At 61.6% G+C, this 19,856-nt stretch carries 16 protein-coding genes; 11 read left to right on the forward strand and 5 right to left on the reverse strand.

Annotated elements, in window-relative coordinates; translation table 11 throughout:
* The first annotated feature begins 3 nt into the window (after positions 1–3).
* Positions 4–573: a TIGR02444 family protein gene (locus Q0263_RS00995; protein WP_298012443.1), complete on the forward strand. Its 570-nt coding sequence runs from the start codon at positions 4–6 to the stop codon at positions 571–573.
* 34 nt (positions 574–607) lie between these two features.
* Here Q0263_RS00995 and Q0263_RS01000 read toward each other — a convergent pair whose 3' ends face one another.
* Both Q0263_RS01000 and Q0263_RS01005 read right to left on the reverse strand, forming a co-directional pair.
* Positions 608–1,747, reverse strand: a complete 1,140-nt coding sequence (locus Q0263_RS01000; RefSeq protein ID WP_298012445.1) for an acyl-CoA dehydrogenase family protein — start codon at positions 1,745–1,747, stop codon at positions 608–610.
* A 29-nt stretch (positions 1,748–1,776) separates the two neighbouring features.
* Complete coding sequence (locus Q0263_RS01005) at positions 1,777–2,988, reverse strand: CoA transferase (protein ID WP_298012447.1); 1,212 nt, start codon at positions 2,986–2,988, stop codon at positions 1,777–1,779.
* A 157-nt stretch (positions 2,989–3,145) separates the two neighbouring features.
* Between Q0263_RS01005 and Q0263_RS01010 the strand changes: the two genes are divergently transcribed.
* Complete coding sequence (locus tag Q0263_RS01010; RefSeq protein ID WP_298012450.1) at positions 3,146–4,057, forward strand: LysR family transcriptional regulator; 912 nt, start codon at positions 3,146–3,148, stop codon at positions 4,055–4,057.
* Between the two features lie 75 nt (positions 4,058–4,132).
* On the forward strand, positions 4,133–5,083 hold the full coding sequence (gene hutG, locus Q0263_RS01015; protein WP_298012453.1) for a formimidoylglutamase: 951 nt from the start codon (positions 4,133–4,135) through the stop codon (positions 5,081–5,083).
* A gap of 6 nt (positions 5,084–5,089) precedes the next feature.
* Here the strand turns inward: hutG and hutC are convergent, their stop codons facing one another.
* A complete protein-coding gene (gene hutC / locus Q0263_RS01020) occupies positions 5,090–5,818 on the reverse strand; it encodes a histidine utilization repressor (RefSeq protein WP_298012454.1) in 729 nt (242 codons plus the stop codon).
* A gap of 272 nt (positions 5,819–6,090) precedes the next feature.
* Between hutC and Q0263_RS01025 the strand changes: the two genes are divergently transcribed.
* From Q0263_RS01025 to Q0263_RS01035, 3 genes are all read left to right on the forward strand, one after another.
* The gene (locus tag Q0263_RS01025; RefSeq protein ID WP_298012456.1) at positions 6,091–7,575 is read left to right on the forward strand and encodes a nucleobase:cation symporter-2 family protein; all 1,485 of its coding nucleotides are present in this window, start codon (positions 6,091–6,093) and stop codon (positions 7,573–7,575) included.
* Positions 7,576–7,758: 183 nt separating this feature from the next.
* Entirely contained in the window at positions 7,759–8,280 is a 522-nt protein-coding gene (locus tag Q0263_RS01030; RefSeq protein ID WP_298012458.1) for a transcription termination/antitermination NusG family protein, read from the forward strand.
* A gap of 94 nt (positions 8,281–8,374) precedes the next feature.
* The gene (locus Q0263_RS01035; protein ID WP_298012460.1) at positions 8,375–10,657 is read left to right on the forward strand and encodes an autotransporter outer membrane beta-barrel domain-containing protein; all 2,283 of its coding nucleotides are present in this window, start codon (positions 8,375–8,377) and stop codon (positions 10,655–10,657) included.
* 74 nt (positions 10,658–10,731) lie between these two features.
* Here the strand turns inward: Q0263_RS01035 and Q0263_RS01040 are convergent, their stop codons facing one another.
* Positions 10,732–11,994, reverse strand: coding sequence for an O-antigen ligase family protein (locus Q0263_RS01040; RefSeq protein ID WP_298012462.1), 1,263 nt, complete (start codon positions 11,992–11,994; stop codon positions 10,732–10,734).
* A 204-nt stretch (positions 11,995–12,198) separates the two neighbouring features.
* Positions 12,199–14,205, reverse strand: coding sequence for an acyltransferase family protein (locus Q0263_RS01045; RefSeq protein ID WP_298012464.1), 2,007 nt, complete (start codon positions 14,203–14,205; stop codon positions 12,199–12,201).
* A gap of 650 nt (positions 14,206–14,855) precedes the next feature.
* On the opposite strand from Q0263_RS01045, the gene Q0263_RS01050 reads away from it, so the two are divergent.
* The 5 genes from Q0263_RS01050 (at position 14,856) to Q0263_RS01070 (ending at position 19,847) form a co-directional block, all read left to right on the forward strand.
* The gene (locus tag Q0263_RS01050; protein WP_298012467.1) at positions 14,856–15,158 is read left to right on the forward strand and encodes a hypothetical protein; all 303 of its coding nucleotides are present in this window, start codon (positions 14,856–14,858) and stop codon (positions 15,156–15,158) included.
* 150 nt (positions 15,159–15,308) lie between these two features.
* Positions 15,309–16,106 carry a hypothetical protein gene (locus tag Q0263_RS01055; RefSeq protein ID WP_298012470.1) on the forward strand — a complete coding sequence of 266 codons (798 nt, stop codon included), beginning with the start codon at positions 15,309–15,311 and terminating at the stop codon, positions 16,104–16,106.
* A gap of 62 nt (positions 16,107–16,168) precedes the next feature.
* A complete protein-coding gene (locus Q0263_RS01060) occupies positions 16,169–17,440 on the forward strand; it encodes an oligosaccharide flippase family protein (protein WP_298012472.1) in 1,272 nt (423 codons plus the stop codon).
* On the forward strand, positions 17,430–18,416 hold the full coding sequence (locus Q0263_RS01065; RefSeq protein WP_298012474.1) for a hypothetical protein: 987 nt from the start codon (positions 17,430–17,432) through the stop codon (positions 18,414–18,416). The genes Q0263_RS01060 and Q0263_RS01065 overlap by 11 nt, the downstream gene beginning before the upstream one ends.
* Before the next feature lie 129 nt (positions 18,417–18,545).
* Positions 18,546–19,847, forward strand: a complete 1,302-nt coding sequence (locus Q0263_RS01070; RefSeq protein WP_298012475.1) for a hypothetical protein — start codon at positions 18,546–18,548, stop codon at positions 19,845–19,847.
* Positions 19,848–19,856: the final 9 nt, after the last annotated feature.

The following is a 19,856-nucleotide window of genomic DNA, read 5'->3' on the forward strand; positions in this document are numbered from 1 at the left end:
CGCGTGAAATCCGTACTGGACGATGAACTGTACTGGCGCTTTTCCCTGGCGGTCTATCAGGGCGATGGCGTCGCCCGGAGCTGCCTGGCGCTGCAGGCGGGCATCGGCCTGGACGTCAACGTGCTGCTGATGTCGCTTCTGGCGGCGCGGTGGCATCGGCGCCCGATAGGGCGCGACGAGGTCGAGCAGGCCGAAGCGCTGGCGCAGCCGTGGCGCCAGGACGTGGTGGCGACGCTGCGCCGGGTCCGCAGTCGTCTCAAATCCGGGCCGCCGCCGGCGCCCGATCGGCGCACCGATGCGCTTCGAAACGCGGTCAAGGCCGCCGAACTGCGGGCCGAACAGATCGAGCAGCAGGCGCTGGCCGTCTGGATCGACGCCCTGGCGCCGGCCGCGGAGCAGCGCGCCGCGCGTCCGGAGGATTGCTTCGAGACGGCCGAACGGGTGGTCGATCTGTATCTTGCCCGCGCGCCGGAGCGCGGCGACACCGCCGATCTGCGGGACTGGGCGCGCGCCGTGGCCCGCGCGAGCGCCGATTACCGCGATGCGCGCCTGCCCGCGTCGTGCGGCGGATGAGCGAATCCGTCCGGGCACGCTCATCCCGGCCGGCCTATCCCAGCATTGCGCGCGCGATGATGGTGCGCTGGATCTCGGACGAACCCTCGTAGATGCGCAGGATCCTGGCATCGCGCGCGTAGCGTTCCAGCGGCATGTCGCGCGTGTAGCCGTAGCCGCCGTGGATCTGCAGGGCGCGGTCGGTGATGAAGCCGACCGCTTCAGACGCGTACAGCTTCGCCATGGCGGACTCCGTGGAGAACCGCTCGCCCAGCCCGCGCTTGTGGGTGGCTTGCAATGTCAGCGCCCAGGCGGCTTCCAGGCGCAGCTTCATGTCGGCCAGCATCCACTGGATGCCCTGTTTGTCGGCCAGCGGCTGGCCGCCGATCAGGCGCTCCCGCGACCAGGACACGGCCGCTTCCAGGGCCGCTTCCGCGATGCCCAGGCTGGTGGCGGCGACGTCCAGGCGGCTGTTGTCCAGCACCTTCATGGCGGTGCGAAATCCGCTGCCTTCCTCGCCCAGCCGCCGGCTCGCCGGCACACTGCAGTCCAGCGCGACTTCGAAGGCATGGCCGCCCCGGATGCCCATCAGCTTTTCGGGCCTGGAGACCTGCAGGCCGGGGGTGTCCTTGTCCACGACGAAGGCGCTGATGCCCCGGCTGCCGGCTTGCGGGTCGGTCTTGGCGTAGACCACGATGAAATCGGCCTCGCCGGCGTTCGAGATGAAGTGCTTGACCCCGTTCAGGCGGTACTGGTCGCCCTCGCGGCGGGCCCGCGTGCTCATGTCCGCCGGGTTGGATCCCGCCCGGGGCTCGGTCAGGGCGAAGGCGCCCAGGATGTCGCCCCGGGCCGCCCGGGGCAGGTAGTGCGCGCGCAGATCGTCGTCCGCCCCGATCAGGATCGAATCGGTGGCCAGGTAGTGGGCGCCGATCATGGACGAGGTCGCGGCGCAGCGGCGGGCGATCTCGACGATGGACAGGACCAGCGCCGTGGGGCTGACGCCCGCGCCGCCCCAGCGCTCGGGCAGGTTCATGCCCATGACGCCCAGGGCCGACAGGCCGGGCACGTGGCAGGTGGCCGATCGGGACTGTTCGTCCAGCTCGGCGGCCAGAGGAGCGATTTCGGCGGCCGCGTAGCGGCCGATGGCGGCGGCGATTTCCAGATCGTCCTCGCGGACGCCCAAACGCGGATTCATGAGGTATCTCCTGTGTCTTCGAGAGGAATTCAGCGTCCGAAGACGCCCAGGTCGCGCAATGCGGCGATCTTGTCCAGGCTCAGGCCCAGCAAGCTGTGCAGGGCTGCGTCGGTGTCGGCCCCCAGATCCGGGGCCGGGCGCGTCGGCTGGCTTTCCCAGGCGGAAAACTGGATCGGCTGGCGGGGCAGCCGCAGACCGGGCAGGCGCGGGTCGTCCGTGTCCCGCAGCAACCGGCGATGCCGCGCCTGATCGCTGTCCAGCGCCTGCCGCACCGTCCAGATCGGCGCGGCGGGGATCGCGCCCGCCTCGAAACGCTCGACCGCCTCGGAGACGGTCCGGTCGGCCGCCCAGGACTCGATGGCGGCCCGCAGCAGCGGTTCGTGCCGCGAGCGCTGTTCGTCGCTGGCGTAGCGGGGATCCTGCGCCAGGTCGTCGCGGCCGATGATCCGGGCGAACTGCGCGAACAGCTTGTTGTTCAGGATGGCCAGGACGAAATGGCCGTCCTTGGCCCGATACGCGCCGAAGGGGGCGGACAGCGGATGCCGGTTGCCCACGCGACGGGCGTCCTTGCCGGTGAACAGGTAGCGCGCCACGGCGGTGACGGTGAACGACAAGGTGGCGTCGAACATCGCGGCATCCACGTGGGTGCCCCGGCCGTCGCGGTCGCGGCCGATCAGCGCCGCCAGCGTGCCCCAGGACGCGAACAGGCCGCTGAGCACGTCGGTGATGGCTTCCCCGACCAGCGTCGGCGGTCCGTCCGGAAACCCGGTGGATTCCATGATGCCGCTCATGGCCTGGATGACGATGTCGTAGGCGGGCCGGCTTGCGGCGGGTCCGTTCTGCCCGAAGCCGGAAATGCTGGTGTAGATCAGGCGGGGGTTCAATGCGCCGAGCTGGCCGTAGCCGATGCCCAGCTTGTCCGCCACGCCGGGCCGGAAATTTTCGACGACGATGTCGACTTCCGCCGCCATCCGGTGAACTAGCGCCACCGCCTCGGGCTGCTTCAGGTCCAGCACCAGGCTTTGCTTGTTCCGGTTGACGACGCTGAAGAGCGCGCTGTGCCCGTCGCGCATCGGGCCGATCGCGCGGTAGTCGTCGCCCTGGGGAGGCTCCACCTTGATGATGTGCGCGCCCAGGTCGCCCAGCAGCGCGGTGCAAAACGGGCCGGACAGCACCCGCGTGAAATCCAGCACGCGCAGGCCGCTCAGGGGGCCAACGCCGGAATCGGTGTTTCGCAGCATCTCTGGTCTCCGTCGTGTTGGCGAGCCGCGCGCCCGTGTCGCGGGGCGGTGGCATCGGCCATCGGGCGGCGAGGTCCCTCGCCTTGCTTTGGGGACATGGTAAGAGCGCCTTTGTATAATTTAAAACATTAAAAATTAATTGATTGAATAGAATTTAATGATTCAATTTTCAATCCGGCAGCTGGAATACTTCGTCGCGGTCGCCCGGCACGGCGGCACGCTGCAGGCCGCGCGCGTCCTGAACGTGTCGCAGCCTTCGATTTCCCATGCCATCCGCGAACTCGAAGCGAGCTGGGGGGTGTCCCTGTTCGTGCGGCGGCATGCGCGCGGCCTGCAGCTGACGGCGGAAGGCGAACAGCGTTTCCGCCAGGCCATGCTCCTGCTGCGCGAAGCGCATTCCCTGGAACAGCGGACGGAACGGAGCATCCGCGGAGACCTGGCCGTGGGCTGTTTCGAAACGCTGGGGCCTTTGGTGTTTCCGGCCCTGATGAAAGCATTCCAGCGGCATCACCCGGACGTGCGGCTGCGGCCGCATGAAGGGCATATCGCCGATCTGCTGGACCGGGTGGCCGATGGTGCCCTGGAACTGGCGCTGGTCTACGACACCAGCCTGGCGGGCGGGCGGATCCGCTTGCACGACGTCGGCGCCAGCCAGCCCTATGCCGTGCTGCCGGCCGGGCATCCCCTGGCCTTGCAGCCCGACGTGTCGGTGGCGGATCTGGCGCGGCATCCCTTCATCCTGATCAATCCGCCGCATAGCCGGGAATACTTCCTGTCCCTGTTCAGCCACGCGGGAGTGCGGCCGCAGGTGGTGGCGGAAGTCGGGTCGTTCGAAATGGTCCGGGCCCTGGTGGCCAACGGGCACGGCGTTTCGATCCTGGTGACGCGCCCCGCGGGCGACCTGGCCTACGATGGCAGCCCCCTGGCGTGCCGCCCTTTGCGGGATGCGCCGCCGCCCCAGAAGATCGTGCTGGCCAGCGCGGCCGACCTGCCCCTGGGCATCGTGGCGCAGGCCTTTCTGGATCTGGCGCGCGATTATCTGTCGGGCCGGGGCATGGGCGGCGGCTAGCATCCGATATCCGGCAAAAGTCTATACTTTTCCCGGAATATTTCATCCATCCCGCTCGTCATGCCGGAGGCAGCCATGAACCCACAGCACACCGACCCGCAATCCGTCTGGCGGGGCCGCGACGATTCCGCTGAACAGGGCGATACCCGGCGCCTGTTCCAGGTCGTGCGCCACGACGACGCCTGGCGGCCCGGCGACGGTGTGCTGCTGGGTTTCGCCAGCGATGCCGGGGTGCGGCGCAATCACGGCCGGCCCGGGGCGGCGGGCGGCCCCCTGCAGGTGCGCCGCCTGCTGGCCGGGCTGCCGGCCCATGGCCTGGAGGCGCTGTGGGATGCGGGCGACGTCGTCTGCCAGGGCGACGCCCTGGAAGCCGCGCAGGCGGCCCTGGGGGCGCGGGTCGCCGCGATCCTGGACGGAGGGGCGCGCCTGGTGGTCGCCGGCGGCGGCCATGAAATCGCCTGGGGCGATTTCCAGGGCCTGCGCGATCACCTGCACGGCCCCCGGGGCCCCGGCGGATCGCTGCTGATCGTGAACCTGGACGCCCATTTCGACTTGCGCACCAGCCGTCCGGGCAGTTCGGGCACGCCGTTCGACCAGATCCTGGAAGACAGCCGCCAACGCGGCCTTCCTGTGCGCTACGCAGTGCTGGGCATCTCGCCGCTGGGTAACACGGCCGGGCTGTACGAACATGCCCGGGCGCTGGGCGTGCGCTACGTGGAAGACGATCAGATGCAGGAACGCCATCTGGACCGGCGCCTGGCCGAACTGGACGAGTTGCTGGCCGGCGCCGATCACGTCTACCTGACCATCGACCTGGACGTGTTGCCGGCATCCGTCGCCCCCGGCGTGTCCGCGCCCGCGCCGCTGGGCGTGCCGCTGGCCGTGGTCGAGGCCTGCGCCCGGCGCATCAAGGCGTCCGGCAAGCTGCGCCTGGCCGACATGGCCGAATTCAATCCCGAATTCGACATTGACAGCCATACCGCCCGCGTGGCGGCCCGGCTGGCCTGGGTGCTGCTGCAGCCGTAGCGGCCCCTACGCCTGTCCCGCCAGCTTGTAGCGGTTGCCGGGGTACCACATCACGGCCTGGGATGCGAAGGCCCCGCCGGAAAACGTCGTGCGGTCCAGCACCAGGCAGGGCTGTTCCGGCGGGATGTCCAGCGGTTCCGCCACACTGTGCGGGGGCAGCTTGACCTCGATCGTGTAGCGCCCGGTGGGCGCGGGGGCGGCGTGCATCAGGTATTCGTTGGGGGTCGTCCGCGACCAGTCCTGTTCCAGATAGTCGGGCAGGCGCCGGGCGTCAACCACGCGGTCTTCCAGCTGGATCGGTTCCGCGTTCTCGTAATGCACGATGATCGAATGGAACAGCGGCGCCCCCACCGGCAGGTGAAAGCGCTGCGCCTGCGTCGTGGATACCTTGCTTTTTTCCAGCAGCAGGACGTGGCAGGAATGCTGGTGCCCCCGGTCGCGGATATCCTGGGCGATGCTGCGGATCTCGATCAGGGTGGACGGGATCTTCGCGGGCGCCACGTACGTGCCCGACCCCTGATAGCGCAGCAGCACCTGGTCCGCCGTCAGTTCGCGCAAGGCGCGATGCACCGTCATGCGCGACACGCCGAACTGCTTGCACAGCGCCAGTTCGGTGGGAATCAGTTCGCCTTCCGTCCAGGCGCCGCCGCGGATCTGCTGCAGGACGTGGTCCTTGATGCGCTGGTAGGCGGGCGTCGCCCGCGCGGCGGTCTCGGTCGATGCCTGACGGCGCATGTCGTGCTTCCTGTTCGTCGGATAGGGCTATTCTATGCGAGACGGCTGCGCGGCTCCACGCCTAGGTGTTTTCCCGCCCCGGCGGGCGCCGGCCCGCTTTTGAAACCCAAATCCCCAGGGTTATCCCTGAGTTATGCGTCAAGCTTAAAGCACCTTATGGCGCTTTCCTTATAGCCGCCTGAAAGGGCCTCCGGTACATTGCTTCAAACCGCGCGAGGACCCAGGGAGGGCCTCGCGCGCAGACACATCAGAATGACGTTCTGGAGACAACCATGAGCAATTCCGTCGCCCCGGTCGATGAAGTTCTGCCGATGGGCAAACTGACCGCGCTGGGCCTGCAGCACGTGCTGGTCATGTACGCCGGCGCCGTCGCCGTGCCGCTGATCATCGGCCGCGCCCTGAACCTGGAAGCCCACGAAGTATCCCTGCTGATCGCCGCCGACCTGTTCGCCTGCGGCCTGGCCACCATCATCCAGTCGCTGGGCGCCACGCAGTGGTTCGGCATCAAGCTGCCCGTCATCATGGGCGTCAGCTTCGCCCCGGTCGGCCCCATGATCCACATCGCCACCAGCAATCCCGGACACGTCGGGGCCCAGCTGCTGTTCGGCACCATCATCGCGGCGGGGATCATCACCATCATCATCGCGCCCTGGATCAGCCGGCTGCTGCGCTTCTTCCCGCCCGTGGTCACCGGCACCATCATCGCCATCATCGGCATCACCCTGATGCGCGTGGGCATCAACTGGATCTTCGGCAACCCCTTCGGCCCCACCGCGCCGTCCGTGGTCGATCCCAGCTACGCCGCATGGCTGAAAAGCGCCCAGGTGGCGGCATCCGCGCCCGGCTCGCCGCTGGCGGCGGTCCCGCAGGGCCTGTCGATCATGCCCACCGTCCCCAACCCCAAATACGCCGATCTGACCGGCGTGGGCATCGCCGCCATCGTGCTGCTGTCCATTCTGCTGATCGCCAAGTTCTGCAAGGGCTTCCTGGGCAACATCGCCGTGCTGCTGGGCATCGTGGTGGGCGCCGTCGTCGCCACGGCCATGGGCATCATGAACTTCGACAAGGTCGCCAAGGCCGCCTGGGTGGACATCGTCCTGCCCTTCCACTTCGGCATGCCGAAATTCGATTTCTGGATGATCCTGACCATGACGCTGGTCATGATCGTGATCCTGATCGAGTCCACCGGCATGTTCCTGGCCCTGTCGGACATGACGGGCAAGAAGATCGGGCAGAAGGACCTGGCGCGCGGTCTGCGCACCGACGGCCTGGGCACCCTGATCGGCGGCATCTTCAACACCTTCCCGTATTCCAGCTTCTCGCAGAACGTCGGCCTGGTGGCCGTCACCGGCGTGCGCAGCCGCTACGTCTGCGTGGCCAGCGGCGTGATTCTGCTGGTGCTGGGCCTGCTGCCGAAACTGGCCGCCCTGGTCGAATCCCTGCCCACCGTCGTGCTGGGAGGCGCCGGGATCGTGATGTTCGGCATGGTCACGGCCACCGGCATCCGCATCCTGAGCGGCGTGGATTTCATCAAGAACCGCAACAACGCCATGATCGTGGCCATTTCCATCGGCATGGGCATGATCCCCGTGGTGGCGCCGAACTTCCGCCAGTGGATGCCGCACGCCATCCATCCGCTGATCGAATCCGGCATCCTGCTGACGTCCCTGTCGGCCGTGCTGCTGAACCTGTTCTTCAACGGCGCTCCACGCGACACCAAGGCCGCCGTCGAGGCCGCCAAGCACGCGGAGGCCTGAATCAGGCCCGGGCCGCCCTTGGGGGCGGCCGGCCTCGCCTGAAGCAGCGTTTCGGAGCCGGCCCGGGCATCGCCCGGGCCGGCTTTCTTTCATCCGCAAGTCCCTGAGACCGTCCGATCGGCGCCCCGGCCGTCGCGGCGCCTGCCTACAATATCGATGTCTCCAGTAACCGGCGGTTTCCTCATGTCAGCAGACTCCATTGCCTCCGCCTGGTACGTCGTCCACACCAAACCGCGCCAGGAATCGGTGGCGCGGGAACAGTTGCTGCGCCAGGATTTCGAGGTCTATCTGCCGCTGTTCAAGGTCTTCAGGAAACCGCGCGCGGCGCCCGGCGGCCTGACCGCGCATGAACCGATGTTCCCTCGCTACCTGTTCCTGCGTCCCACGCGGCCCACGCAGTCGCTGTCGGTCGTGCGCTCCACCGTCGGGGTCAGCCGCCTGGTGATGTTCGGCCCGCAGCCCGCCGCCCTGGCCGACGCTGCCGTGCAGGCGATCCGCCAGGCCGAAACCCTGCGCGAAGCCGCGCAAATGGACCAGATCAGCCCCTTCCAGCCCGGCATGCCGGTGCAGATCCAGGACGCCCCCCTGGCCGGCATCCAGGCCCTGGTGCAGGCCGTCTCCAAAGACCGCGTCACCCTGCTGCTGGACATCCTGGGCCGCCCGCAGACCGTCCAGGTCGAGTTCGGGCAGATTGCGCCGCTGTGAGTCCCACAGAGTCTTTACCAATTGCTACAAACGCTGTCTCCTGGCAAAAGAGCGCAGTCACGTCGTGTGACTGTCAACTCTTACAGGAGACTCTATGTCCATGTCGATCCGGCATACCGCCGTCCTTTGCGCTTGCCTGGGGCTGCCCCCGCCCGCCGTCGCGCAGGACGGCCCGCCGCCCGCCTCCATCGCGCACAGCCTGCCGCTGGCGATGTCGCGGGCCCTGCCGCCGCCGGCGCTGCCTTTGGCCATTCCATCACTGGCGCTGTGGGATCCGTCCCCGGCGCCTTTTTCTTTGCGCGGCGACCTGATCCGGCCAGGCGAAGGCCAGGCCCAGATCACCCGCCCGCTGCTGCTGGAACAGAACAGCGGCTTTCTGGTGTCCGACGGGCGCACCCTGGACATCCGGGGCGCGATCTGCGCGCCCGGCGGTTCTGCGCAGGATCCCTGCCTGAAAACCGACGCCGTGGCCGTCCTGCCTCCCGCCCTGCTGCTGAAACTGGGCGGCGGCCACCTGAACCTGTCCGGCGCCAACAGCTATCGCGGCAATACCGTGCTGCTGCAGGGCAGCCTGGGCTTGCAGAAGAGCCAGGCCCTGGGCCATGCCGCCAACACCCTGGACATGGCCGGCGGCGCCCGTCTGGAGCTGGCCGATGGCGTCACCATCGACCAGAACCTGCAGGCGCTGCCCCTGACCGACATCGCGCCGTTGGTGCCGGGCGCCTGGGGCGTCACGCCGCCGGCATCCGGCGACCCAGCCGTCACCGTGCGGGTGGACCGGGGCGTCGCCGCCTGGCAAGGCCGTATCACCGCCTACACGCCGCTGGTCAAGGACGGCGCGGGCACCTTGCGCCTGCTGGGAACCGGTTTTGCCCCGGCCCACGTCCTGGACCTGCGCCAGGGCGGCCTGCAAATGGGGCAGGGCGGCATCGCCATGAACCAGTTCTGGTTCGGCTCCATCCATACCCGCCCGGATACCGTCCTGTCCGGCACGGGCCTGATCCTGGACGCCCTGGTCGCCGGCCATCTGCGGCCGGGCTCGCCCGGCGCGGCGGGCGCCCTGTGGTTCGGCAATCGCCTGCAGCTGACCGACAGCGCACACACTCACATCCCCGTCGGCCTAGAGGAGCCCGCTCTGCATTCCCTGGGCGCCATCCGACTGGCCGGCGATCTATGGCTGGAGCCCATTGCCGACCAGTGGGCGCCCAATACCCGCTACGACATCGTGCAGGCGGACGGCGGCCTGGACTACGCTCTTGTCAGGGCGTCCGACCCCGCCGCCATGATGCCGGTGGGAATCAGCAGCGGCAATGGCCGTTTCGCCCGGGTGCATAGCCCCGTGCGCTACCTGGACCCCGTCCTGGACTATGGCCCGCAGTCGGTCGGGCTCACCCTGCGCTACAACGACCGGGGATTGAACACCGCCGATTCCAGCTGGCGCAGCGCCTTGCTGGACGACGGCCGGTTCCTGCGCGAATCGGCGTTGGCCCACACCGGCGGCGGCCGGGCCTGGGCGCAGACCTGGGCCGCCAACACCGAACGGAGCGGCCACGGCGGCCTGCCGGGGGACGACCGCGACACCAGCGGCCTGCAACTGGGCGTCAGCCGGCCGCTGGGGCGGAACTGGCACGCGGCCGCTTTCGCCGGCTGGCAGGACAGCCGCCAGCGGTCGCTGCCTGGCCATGCGGCGGAGTCCGCGAACGGCGGCGCCTACCGCCTGCGTGACCGGGCCGCGCATTTGGGCCTGGGCGCCCGATATCGCGGGCCGTCCGCCACGCTGACCCTGGGCGCCGCCCAGTCCCGCCACAGCGCGCGCATCGATCGCCGGGCCGACCCCGCCGAGGCGGCCTTGGGCAGCCGCGCCCGCGCCGTCCTGACCCAGGTGTGGCTGGACGCCCGTCCCACGCAGCCCCTGCCCGTGGGAAGCTGGGGCGCTACCCCCTGGGTACGCGCCGCCTGGCTGCATCTGCGGCGGCCCGGCGTCCAGGAAAACGGCGGCCTGGCCGCCGTCGCCCTGGAGGCGCAGACCGATGGACGCTGGCTTACCCACCTAGGAGTCCGTGTGGAACGCCGCTGGTCCGCCCCGCAGGGCGATGCCCGGCTGTTCGCCCAGGCCGGCGTGCGCAGCCTGTGGGGCGGACGCGCCCTGCGCAGTCCCCAGGCGTATCGGGCTGATCCGGATCTGTCGTTCGATGCCGCAGGGCTGCCCATCGCCCGCCACGCCTTGCTGCTGGACGTCGGTGTGCATGCGCCCGTCAGCCGTCGGGCATCCGCCACCCTGGCCTATACCGGCCAGCATGGCGGCGGCCAGATGCAGCATGGGGCGTGGCTGGGGATGACCGTGGTCCTGGATGGGAAACCGGCCGCGCCGCGCTGACGCAGTCGCATGACCCACGCCGCACCGGATGGCAATGGTGCGGCGTGGCTGGTCACCGGCATGTGCCGGGCGGCTTATTCCGTCTGGGTGGGTGAGGCGGCTTCTTCCTGCCGCATCATCGCCCACCAGATCGTCAGCGATGCCAGGAAGAAGATCACCCCGTTGTTGCGGCCCAGAATCACCTGGGTCAGGCTGAAGGCCGCGAAGGCCGCCGGCAGGCTGGCGCCGCAACAGGCCAGGATCCGCACCGCGGTATCGGCGTGTCGCAGGCGCTGGGCGAAATACCAGAAGCTGGCGATCAGCAGGGCCAGCAGGGCCGCCAGTCCCAGCGACCCCTGGTGGAGCCAGACTTCAAGAAACTGGTTGTGGGTATTGGCCAGCGTGGAAATGAATGGGTCCACGCGGCCGGCCTGGATCAGCTCTTCCAGGTGGGCGTCGTATTCCGGATGCCCCCAGCCCAGCAGCGGGCGTTCGGGAATGCTGATCAGGGCGGCTTTCCAGGCCTCCAGACGGGGGCCCACCGTGTTGTTGGCGACTTCGCCCTGTTGTGTGTATTCATGCCATGCCGTGATGGCGTCGCTGTAGCGGTCTTCGGCGATCTTGCCGCCGGGCAGGGCGGCCAGCATCACGACGACCCCCACCGCCAGCACCGCCACTCCCGCCAGCACGGGCTTCAAGGTCTCGCGGCGCAACAGGGCGGTCGCCGCCAGCCCCAGCAGCAGCGGGATGGCGATCAGGCCGCCGCGCGTGGCGGATGCAATGAAGGTATAGCTGCCGCCCAGGGCGCCCAGCAGCATGAACGCCGCCCAGCCGAACCGCCGCTGCCGCGCCATCCAGACGGTTCCCATCAGGCTCCAGAATCCCATGGCCAGGGCGATGTCCCCGAAGGGAATCGCGCTGGTCACGAAGCCTTCCGCCCGGGGCAGGCGCAATACGGACATCTGCCACCAGGTCAGGCCCGCCGCGCCGAGGCAGCCAGCCGCCAGTCCGCCCCACAAGCAGTCGGGGCGCAGCCGCACGTAGCGCAAGCCCCACAGGATCGGGATGGCCATCAGGTAGCGCGAACCCTGGTCCAGATACTTGCTGGAATCCCCGTGCCAGAACACGGCCAACGCGTTCACCGCAAACACCGCCAGCAGCAGCGCGATCAGCGTCCGATCTTGAACGTCGGCCTCTGCCGGCGCGGCGCAGCGGTAGCGCCACGTCGCCGCCAGGCCGCCCAGCAGCAGCAGGGTGGCGCCCAGGGAATAGCCGCTGGGCGCCGACAGCGTCAGCAGGAAAAATGCGGCGACGCTGGCGGACATCCAGATGGACAGGCGGAAGGAGGCCGAGGGCATGAGAGGCGCGACTCAGAAAAGGAGTAGATGTGGCGCAATTTTACCTGGGAGCGCCCTGGTATCGAAGATACTGCGTTCTCTTTTTTAGTTTAGAAGGGTGTCTGTCCGAGCGATGCATTTTGAGTTGTCCTTGTTGCCAATAGAGCTTATGTGGCTGGAGATATTCTGGGGATGCGTATGCGAAGGTCCGAGCGATAGGTACGCCTACCGCCCGGCGTGCAGCCAGGGGATGAACTCTTTGGCGAACAGCAGGCTACCGTGGGAACTCAGGTGATTGGAGTCTCGATATAGAAGCATTTTTTCACCATCGAATTTGCATGTTGCTTCGTCGCACATAAACTGTAGTGGATCAAAGACGCGCAACTTTGGATGTGAAATCCTAAGCTGTTGTATTACCTCGCGTAGCTGCTGTTGCCGCAGCATGACATCTGTTTTTTTCAAAGTGCAAGATCGTTGAAAATAAGTGAATGTGCCGCGCGGGATGCATGTTCTTGGGAAGAATGGCAGTTCTGGCACGTCGATGACCAGAACGACTGATTTTCCGTTTTGCTCAAGGGTGTCGATTGTCTGGCGCAATCCGTCGACAAAAAGCTCTTTCCTTGTTTTGTCATGGAATGTGTCGCTCCGGATCTGTGTGTACGCTGGCCCCACCTTTTTTGCGATATGGTCAGCTGCATATGAGGTGTCCAAGAAGTAATTTCCGTAGAAGGACAATACGACGGTTCGTATATCCGGCAGGCCGTTCAAAAATGCAAGGGCGCGCTCGGATCGTTGGCGGCAGTTCTTTGTGGTGCCGATGACATCGATGCCGGTGACAGGCGGGCAACTATTGGCCTCTATTAGTAGCCATGATCGTGACGAATCAATCGCGGATATCCCGCTGTACAGATGCTCGGCATGACTATCTCCAAAGATGGCGTATGACGCGAGCTCTGGGCGTGAGCGTATGCAGACGCTCATTGCAGGCTGATGGGTAGTCAGTTCTCGAGGGCATGGCTCGCCAATGGGTTTTGTCCGGGCGATCAGGTCGTTGGTCTTGCCTTGAGCATTCTGTGCCACGGATCTGGAACTAATGCCATCGAGAGCGTAGATGGCATATCCTAGGGCTCCGGTGAAAAGCACCGTAAGTGCCAAGAGTGTCGTCCTTTGTGTGGTGGCGCGCGCATGGCGGAAGCAAGGCTCGACATATCGGAAAGTTGCCCAGGCAAGCAACACGCTCGCGGCTATGGCGGCAAAGCGCGCGGGTTCGCTGGGCGAACCTCCACTCAGGATGAAGAGGAACGAGAGTAGCGGCCAGTGCCATAAGTACAAAGGGTAGCTAATCAGGCCGATCCACACGGCAACTCGATGAGAAAACACCCGTCTGTTCAGCCATGACTCCGTACCGGAGAAAATGATAAGCGCCGCGCCAGTTGCCGGGAGCAGCCCCCACCAACCTGGGAATGCCGATGCCGTGGGTATCCAGAAAGCGGCGACCAGTATCAGCGCGAGGCCCGTGCCTGTCAGAATGTTGGCGGCGTAAGCGTGCTTTTTGCGGTTGCTTGATGGTGTGGCGATCCAGTGCCTGTGGATGCGGTTGTGAGCGAGGAGGCCGCCAAACATCAGCTCCCAAAAGCGGGTAACTGGCGAGTAAAACGTTTGTATGGGGGCTATGTTAATTAACCAGATGTTGTAGAAAAATGAGGCGGCACCCAGCACACAGATAAGAACGGCCATCTTTTGCCGTGCTTTCTGTGCGATTATGATCAATATCGGCCATAATAAGTAGAATTGCTCTTCAACACCGAGAGACCAGAAGTGCAAAAGAGGTTTCGCGGCGCCGGCATTGTCAAAGTAGCCCGCCTCTGTCATGAAAATAAGGTTGGCCACGAATCCCGCGCCACCGGCAGCGTGCTTTCCCAACTGAGCATATTCGTCGGGGAACAAGACCAGCCAACCAAAAGCGAGGGTGCTTAGCAGTACCAGTGCAAGTGCGGGAAATATGCGGTTGATCCTGCGCTTGTAGAAGTCGAGGAAGCTGAAGCGCCCCTTGTGGACCGCTTGTAGAATGAGCGTCGATATCAGGTAGCCTGAGATGACGAAGAAGACGTCGACGCCTATGTAGCCGCTAGGGATGATGCCGGGGAATGCATGGTAAGCCAGCACGCAAATGACTGCGATTGCCCTCAGGCCATCGATGTCTGGACGGTACTTAAGGTTATGTTGCGACATGAGAGGGTGAGTTCCTAGAAGGGGCCCACCCTTAGAAGATCCACTTGACGGTGAGGTTTTGCATTGTAAGTTACTTGATGAAATATTTGAACAGATGTCCAGCCGGATGTGGGCTTTTTTCACCCGGAGGTACCGTGTGTGAACAGGGGGTGGCGCAGGAAGGGGCAGGCCATCTGCCGACCGCACAATCTGCAGGCCAAGCAGGAGGGATTTCTGGATGCCGTGTGTCCGGGGGCATCCTGTTCCGCGGTATGAACTCCTCAGCGAGCCAATGTGCTCGCTCTGCGGCTCATGGCAAAGGGATGGATAGTTTTATCCCGCTGATCTTCTGTGTGTGGAAAGCGGTTGCCTTGCCTTTGGTTATGGGAAAAGGCCCTTAGAATGGGGCGATAGGCGGGGCTTGCGGCTCGTGAAAGACGCCGATCCGACGCAGCGTCGTGCCAATAGTCCGACCTTTGGCTGTCGTTGTTGCCGCCATTCGGCCTGCCGGCTGGCATCGCACTGGATAATGCGGCGGGGTCACGAATGTGGCGGGAAGGTCATGCGCCGGGAACCCCAGTTCGAAGCAGGTGACGCGGTCTCTCTACCTTCTAATTGATGAGACAGAACGGCATGTGGATGTGCCGGTGTTGCCAATAAATTTGGGTTGAATGGACAATGTATCCTCAGAAATTTATCGTATCATTCTTCTCGTTCGGATAAATATTATTGCCATTTTCGAATTTCGCATCTATCTGGGTGATGTATCATTCCGTCCTTGTCCTGGGCTTGCTGGCTATGCTATAGCCTTGATGCAATTGGACGGTGGCATTTCAAGCGCGATGCGTCAATTTGGAAAGATATACAAAGGTTTCTCCATGCCGGTATCTGGCTGGGATCAGCCTAATGTCCCTTGGACATGGTTGTGGGTGTTTGATTCCTTCAATGTGTTGGTGTGGTGGATTCTAAACTGAGAATTTTCCGTGATCGTATTTTTTTGCGCTAGGGTCTATTTTATTGCCATGTAATTATGCTATCGAACGGCGTTATTTTGCTGTGAAGGCGTGGTCGCTTTGGGTGATGGTTGCGCTTTCAGAAGTTCGATGGCGAATGGAGAAAAGTAAATGAGATTGCGCAATTGGATTTTGGCTATATTGGTGGGAGGGGTCGTTGGTGCTGCGGCCGGTTTTGCTCAAATGTCAATTTTTCAGAAACAGACATATGTTGCAAAATCGGAGATATCGGAACTCATTATGTTCGATGATTTCTGGGATATTGCTCCAACGGCGCTTCGGCGTGCTGAACTGCTGAGGCCTGCGCTATCCTGGCGGTGTCAACAGTGTGATGAGAGAAAAATCACTGAAAAAGATATCGCTTTAACAATAATAAATTCCTGGAATAGATATCTCGACGATATTATTTTCGAATTCACCATAGATGAGGCGTTTCTAACGTCCAATCCTGGTGGAAAGATAAAAAGATATGCCGAGCTGAAATCCGGCTTTCACGATGGATTGGATCAAAGAAGAATCAGCCTTCATGTGGCGGCAGATTCGGCGGAAGGTGCCACAAACGCAATGCGTGCGTGGCAGACGCAGATAATGTTGAAGAGCCGGGAAAAGATGAGGACGTCCCTATCTGCATGGTTTGATAGGAAGGCTGAAGAACTGTTATCGGTCAGGGATGTGGACATCCCGCCGATCGCTGCCGGATTTGAAATGGATACTCCGGAAGTGGTGCGGGAGTTCAGGCAGTCTGCAAAGACCATGGAGAATTTTAATGGATGGACAGCCAAAATAAGCTCGGATATTACGGTGAATCCTGTGGTTCAGCACACAAATTATAGGGTACTGGTATGGGCCATCATCGGAGCGCTCTTGTCCCTTATGATAAGCATTGTATATAAGAGAGCAAGTAAATAGTGGGCATCCGCAGGCGTATAGCATATCTGCTGCTTGGGCCGGCGATCACTCTGATAGCAGGAGTGATCGCCGGTCCTTTGCTGTCCAGGCTGTTTTTGCCTGCAGATTTTGGGCATTATTCGATGCTTATGGCTGTGGTGGGGATCGTGTCAGTCGCTGTAACCCTGCGATTGGATAACTTAATTCCCACCAGCATGGACTATAGCGCCAGCTTTTGGCTGGTGGCCATTTGTACGAGCGCGGGCGCCGTGTTGTGCCTTCCCATATCGGTTCTTCTAGGGCTTCCCTGGCTGCAAGCTGTTTTTGTTTCTTATGCTGTATTGGCCACAGTCATATTCAATAGTTTTTATTATATAAAAATAAGTGAAGATAGAGTTTTGAGGGCTGCGTTGGCGCGTTCCATTCAGTCCTCTGGTGCCATAGGCGGCCAAGTAATGCTCGGGATGATGAGTTTCGGGCTTGGTGGGTTGCTGGTGGGGGAGCTAATAGGGCGGACTTTGGCGGTATCGTTTATATCGCAAAAAGTTGAATCCCGCTCCAAAGGCCAGTTGACGGCTTGCTGGCATGAGCAATGGGACAAGGCTCGGTGGCTGTTACCGTCGGCCGTATTGGGGGCGTTTTCTTTGCAGCTTCTGCCATTGGGCATGGTGCCTGCCGTAGGGGCGACTTCCGCCGGCATCTTTATGTTGGCTTACCGAATGGTTGTGATTCCCAACTCACTGCTGGCGAAGGTCACAAGCGATAGCATGCTTGTTGAGCTTACTAGGGCGAGGAAGCAAGAGGTGTCTTGTGAGCGGTTGGTGGAGCAGTGTTGTGGCCGGCTGTTCATTGCCGCCGTTGGAATCTACGGAGTCCTCGCGGTGCATGGAGACTGGCTGTTTCGTCTGATCCTCGGCGAGAAATGGCACAGTGCAGGCGAGCTTGCCGTATGGCTATCTGTCCTCGTCGCCGGTTGGTCTATTGCATCGCCCATGGCTGCTGTGTTCATAGCCTTTAATAAGACCAGATGGTCTTTAATGTTGAGCTTGCTTGATATCGCGAATCGGCTAACCGCACTTGTCATCGGGTGGGTAACCTCGGACATATTATTTGCCAGTAAGGCGCTTGCCATCGGAGGGGTGATCGTTTACGGGCTCTCGGTCATCAGCGCCCTTTCCTTGTCAGGAGCGAGCATGCTTTCCATCTGGACTTCGTTCTGCCGTCCTGTCGCTGCTTTATTGGCGCTTTTGGCTATGTCGGCTTTCTTGTTAGGAGTAGGATTTTTCTGGACGGCATTGTTATGTGGTGGCCTTGTTTCTGTGCTGGCGCTTTGGTTGATTACATATGGCAAATAGGATCTCAGTAATAGGGACGGACTTGTGGACGCAGAGACTTGCCCAGCTACTGCGAAAATATAGCGATTTCAAGCTTGGTCCCGTCTCAGGGGTCGGCGTCAAGGACTGTTGGCGTTTGTTGGGGTTGCCAGTCGCTTCCAGCGTGATCAGGGTCGGATTCAGGCCGGGACAATTGCGCCCGAGGGGGTTGCTGATAGATGTGTTTTCTATCGTATATATGGTCCTTTTTGGGAGATTGATATTTTATTGGATCGGTTCGGACGTTCAACGCACGTTAGACGTATTCAACACCGGTAGAGGAATAAGGGCGGCGTGGGGAAGAAAAGTAGGAAGATTCCTGATGGGAAGATCCGGACACCTGGTTGCGGCGCCTTGGCTGGTAAATGAGCTTGAAACGATTGGCGTGAAGGCTATTTGCGTCCCCTTCCCCTCGCCAACAGCGAAGTTCTCAGATCTCATCTATGAGAGAACAGATCCTATACGAAAACTTGATGTATTAACATACATACCCGACCATAATTTCAAAAACTATTGTGGTGCAGAAGTGGTCGAGGCGGCTCGTCATATGCCGAAGATAAGATTTGCCGTTATGGGCGGACGCGGAGCTTGGTGTGAGAATCCTCCGGATAACATAGAATTTCTAGGCTGGACTGATGCTGGGGAGCAATACCTTAGGGCCGCTGTCGTCGTGCGTGCCGTGCATCATGACGCGCTTGGGGGGACTGTTCGTGAGGCTTTAATGTGCGGGTGTCACGTGATTTATTCGTTCCCCCATCCATGTACTATAAGGATTGATTTGGGAGAGAGTTCTGAAGATACGGTAAGGAATCTGATAAAAGAGCTGTCTGACCTGGATGAGCGCTGTAGATCCGGAAGGTTGATGCTTAATCATCAGGCCAGGGAATGGGTGTTGGGTAATCTGAGCGAAGAAGTATTGATGAACAACCTCATCGAGTGTCTACGCAAGGGTCTGTGACCTAAGAACATGCAAAAATTAACTTCCCTCATATTGCTCTGCCTTGGCGGCGTGACGTGGCTGCTGGCTGATAGAAGCTTATTCTATGATTTGATACTTCCTTCGTATCTTATACTGATAATAATCTGCATGCCTTTTCTGTTTAGGCGCCTGCAATGGTTTGAGCCGATAGTGGCTTTTAATTGCATGATGCTTATTTTTGTCCTGGACGTGCTTTATTTTGCTTTGACAGGTTTCCCCCGAGCTGAACACCTGCTTCATGGCTACTTTCAAGTCAATGAGCTATCTTGGCCGCTGATGCTCTATGTTGCAGGTTGGCTGTTTTCGTTCAACATCGGCTATGCGCTATGGAGGAAATCTGATTTTTCAATTGATGCGGATAAGCCTCTGGTGCGTATTGAGGGCGATGCATATGGAAAGTTTCTGCGCCTGGCTGTTATAGCTTGCATATTGATATCTGTATCCAACTTTATATATAACATCTGGCTCTTCAGTCCTGGCGATCCGTTGTCGTACTTTATAGATTTCGGTGTTGCGCGATATCGACAGCAGGTGAATGATGGTTGGTTTACTACCCTTGGATATAACTTTTTTATTGTTGGAATAATCTTATATAGATTGACAATAAGAAAATGGGGATGGGGTAATTTCATTTCCTATATCTCGTTCATACTGTGCAGCTTGCTGGCCTTTGTTTCGAAAGGGCAGATTTTTTTTACATTCTCCGTAGTTATATTTCTTTATGTGCTAGAGTGTTTTGTTTCATCTCGTCGCCGCCAGGTCATCCTTTTTGGAGGAGTATTGGTGCCGGTGCTTGTCGCGGTTGTGCTGCTGTCTTACTTGCTGCGCGTCGTGAGTGTGGATTATTACCTTGCGATGGAGCAAGGTCTCGATATCAATGTCTGGTCTTTATTATGGGACAAGCTCGATGTATTGTCCTATCTGATCTTCGGAAAGGGGAATGTTCCCAATCTGCCCGCAATGTTCGTGTATTGGGATAGCTACGGGTCTGTCGATGATTACTTGAACGGTCAATCCATGTTCAGCTGGCTTTATGGTTTTCTGCCTGACCTGGGATTCACTTTCCTGGGATATCATATTCGCGATCTGTGGTATCCGAATCATGTGGGCGGGATTCCTCCTGGTGTGATACTGGAGTTTTATGCAAATTTCGGTGTTCTCCTCAGTGTTGGCTCTGCCATGGTTTTCGGTGCGATTGCCTCGTGGGTCTTTAACGCATTCATGGAGCGGCGCACCGTGGTGTTTTGTGTCCTCTATTCGGCGCTATTGGTCAGGTTCTGGTTCATCCTTCCAAAATTGGAGATGGCCGCCTTGAGCAGCGCATTGTGGCTTTCCCTCCCCACTGTGTGCGCATTGAAGCTAATTTCCGTTGCTAACGAGTTCTACCGCAAGAAGCTCGGTTCGGCTTGACGGGATCTG

The organism is uncultured Castellaniella sp., assembly GCF_937988725.1.
GTDB lineage: Bacteria > Pseudomonadota > Gammaproteobacteria > Burkholderiales > Burkholderiaceae_B > Castellaniella.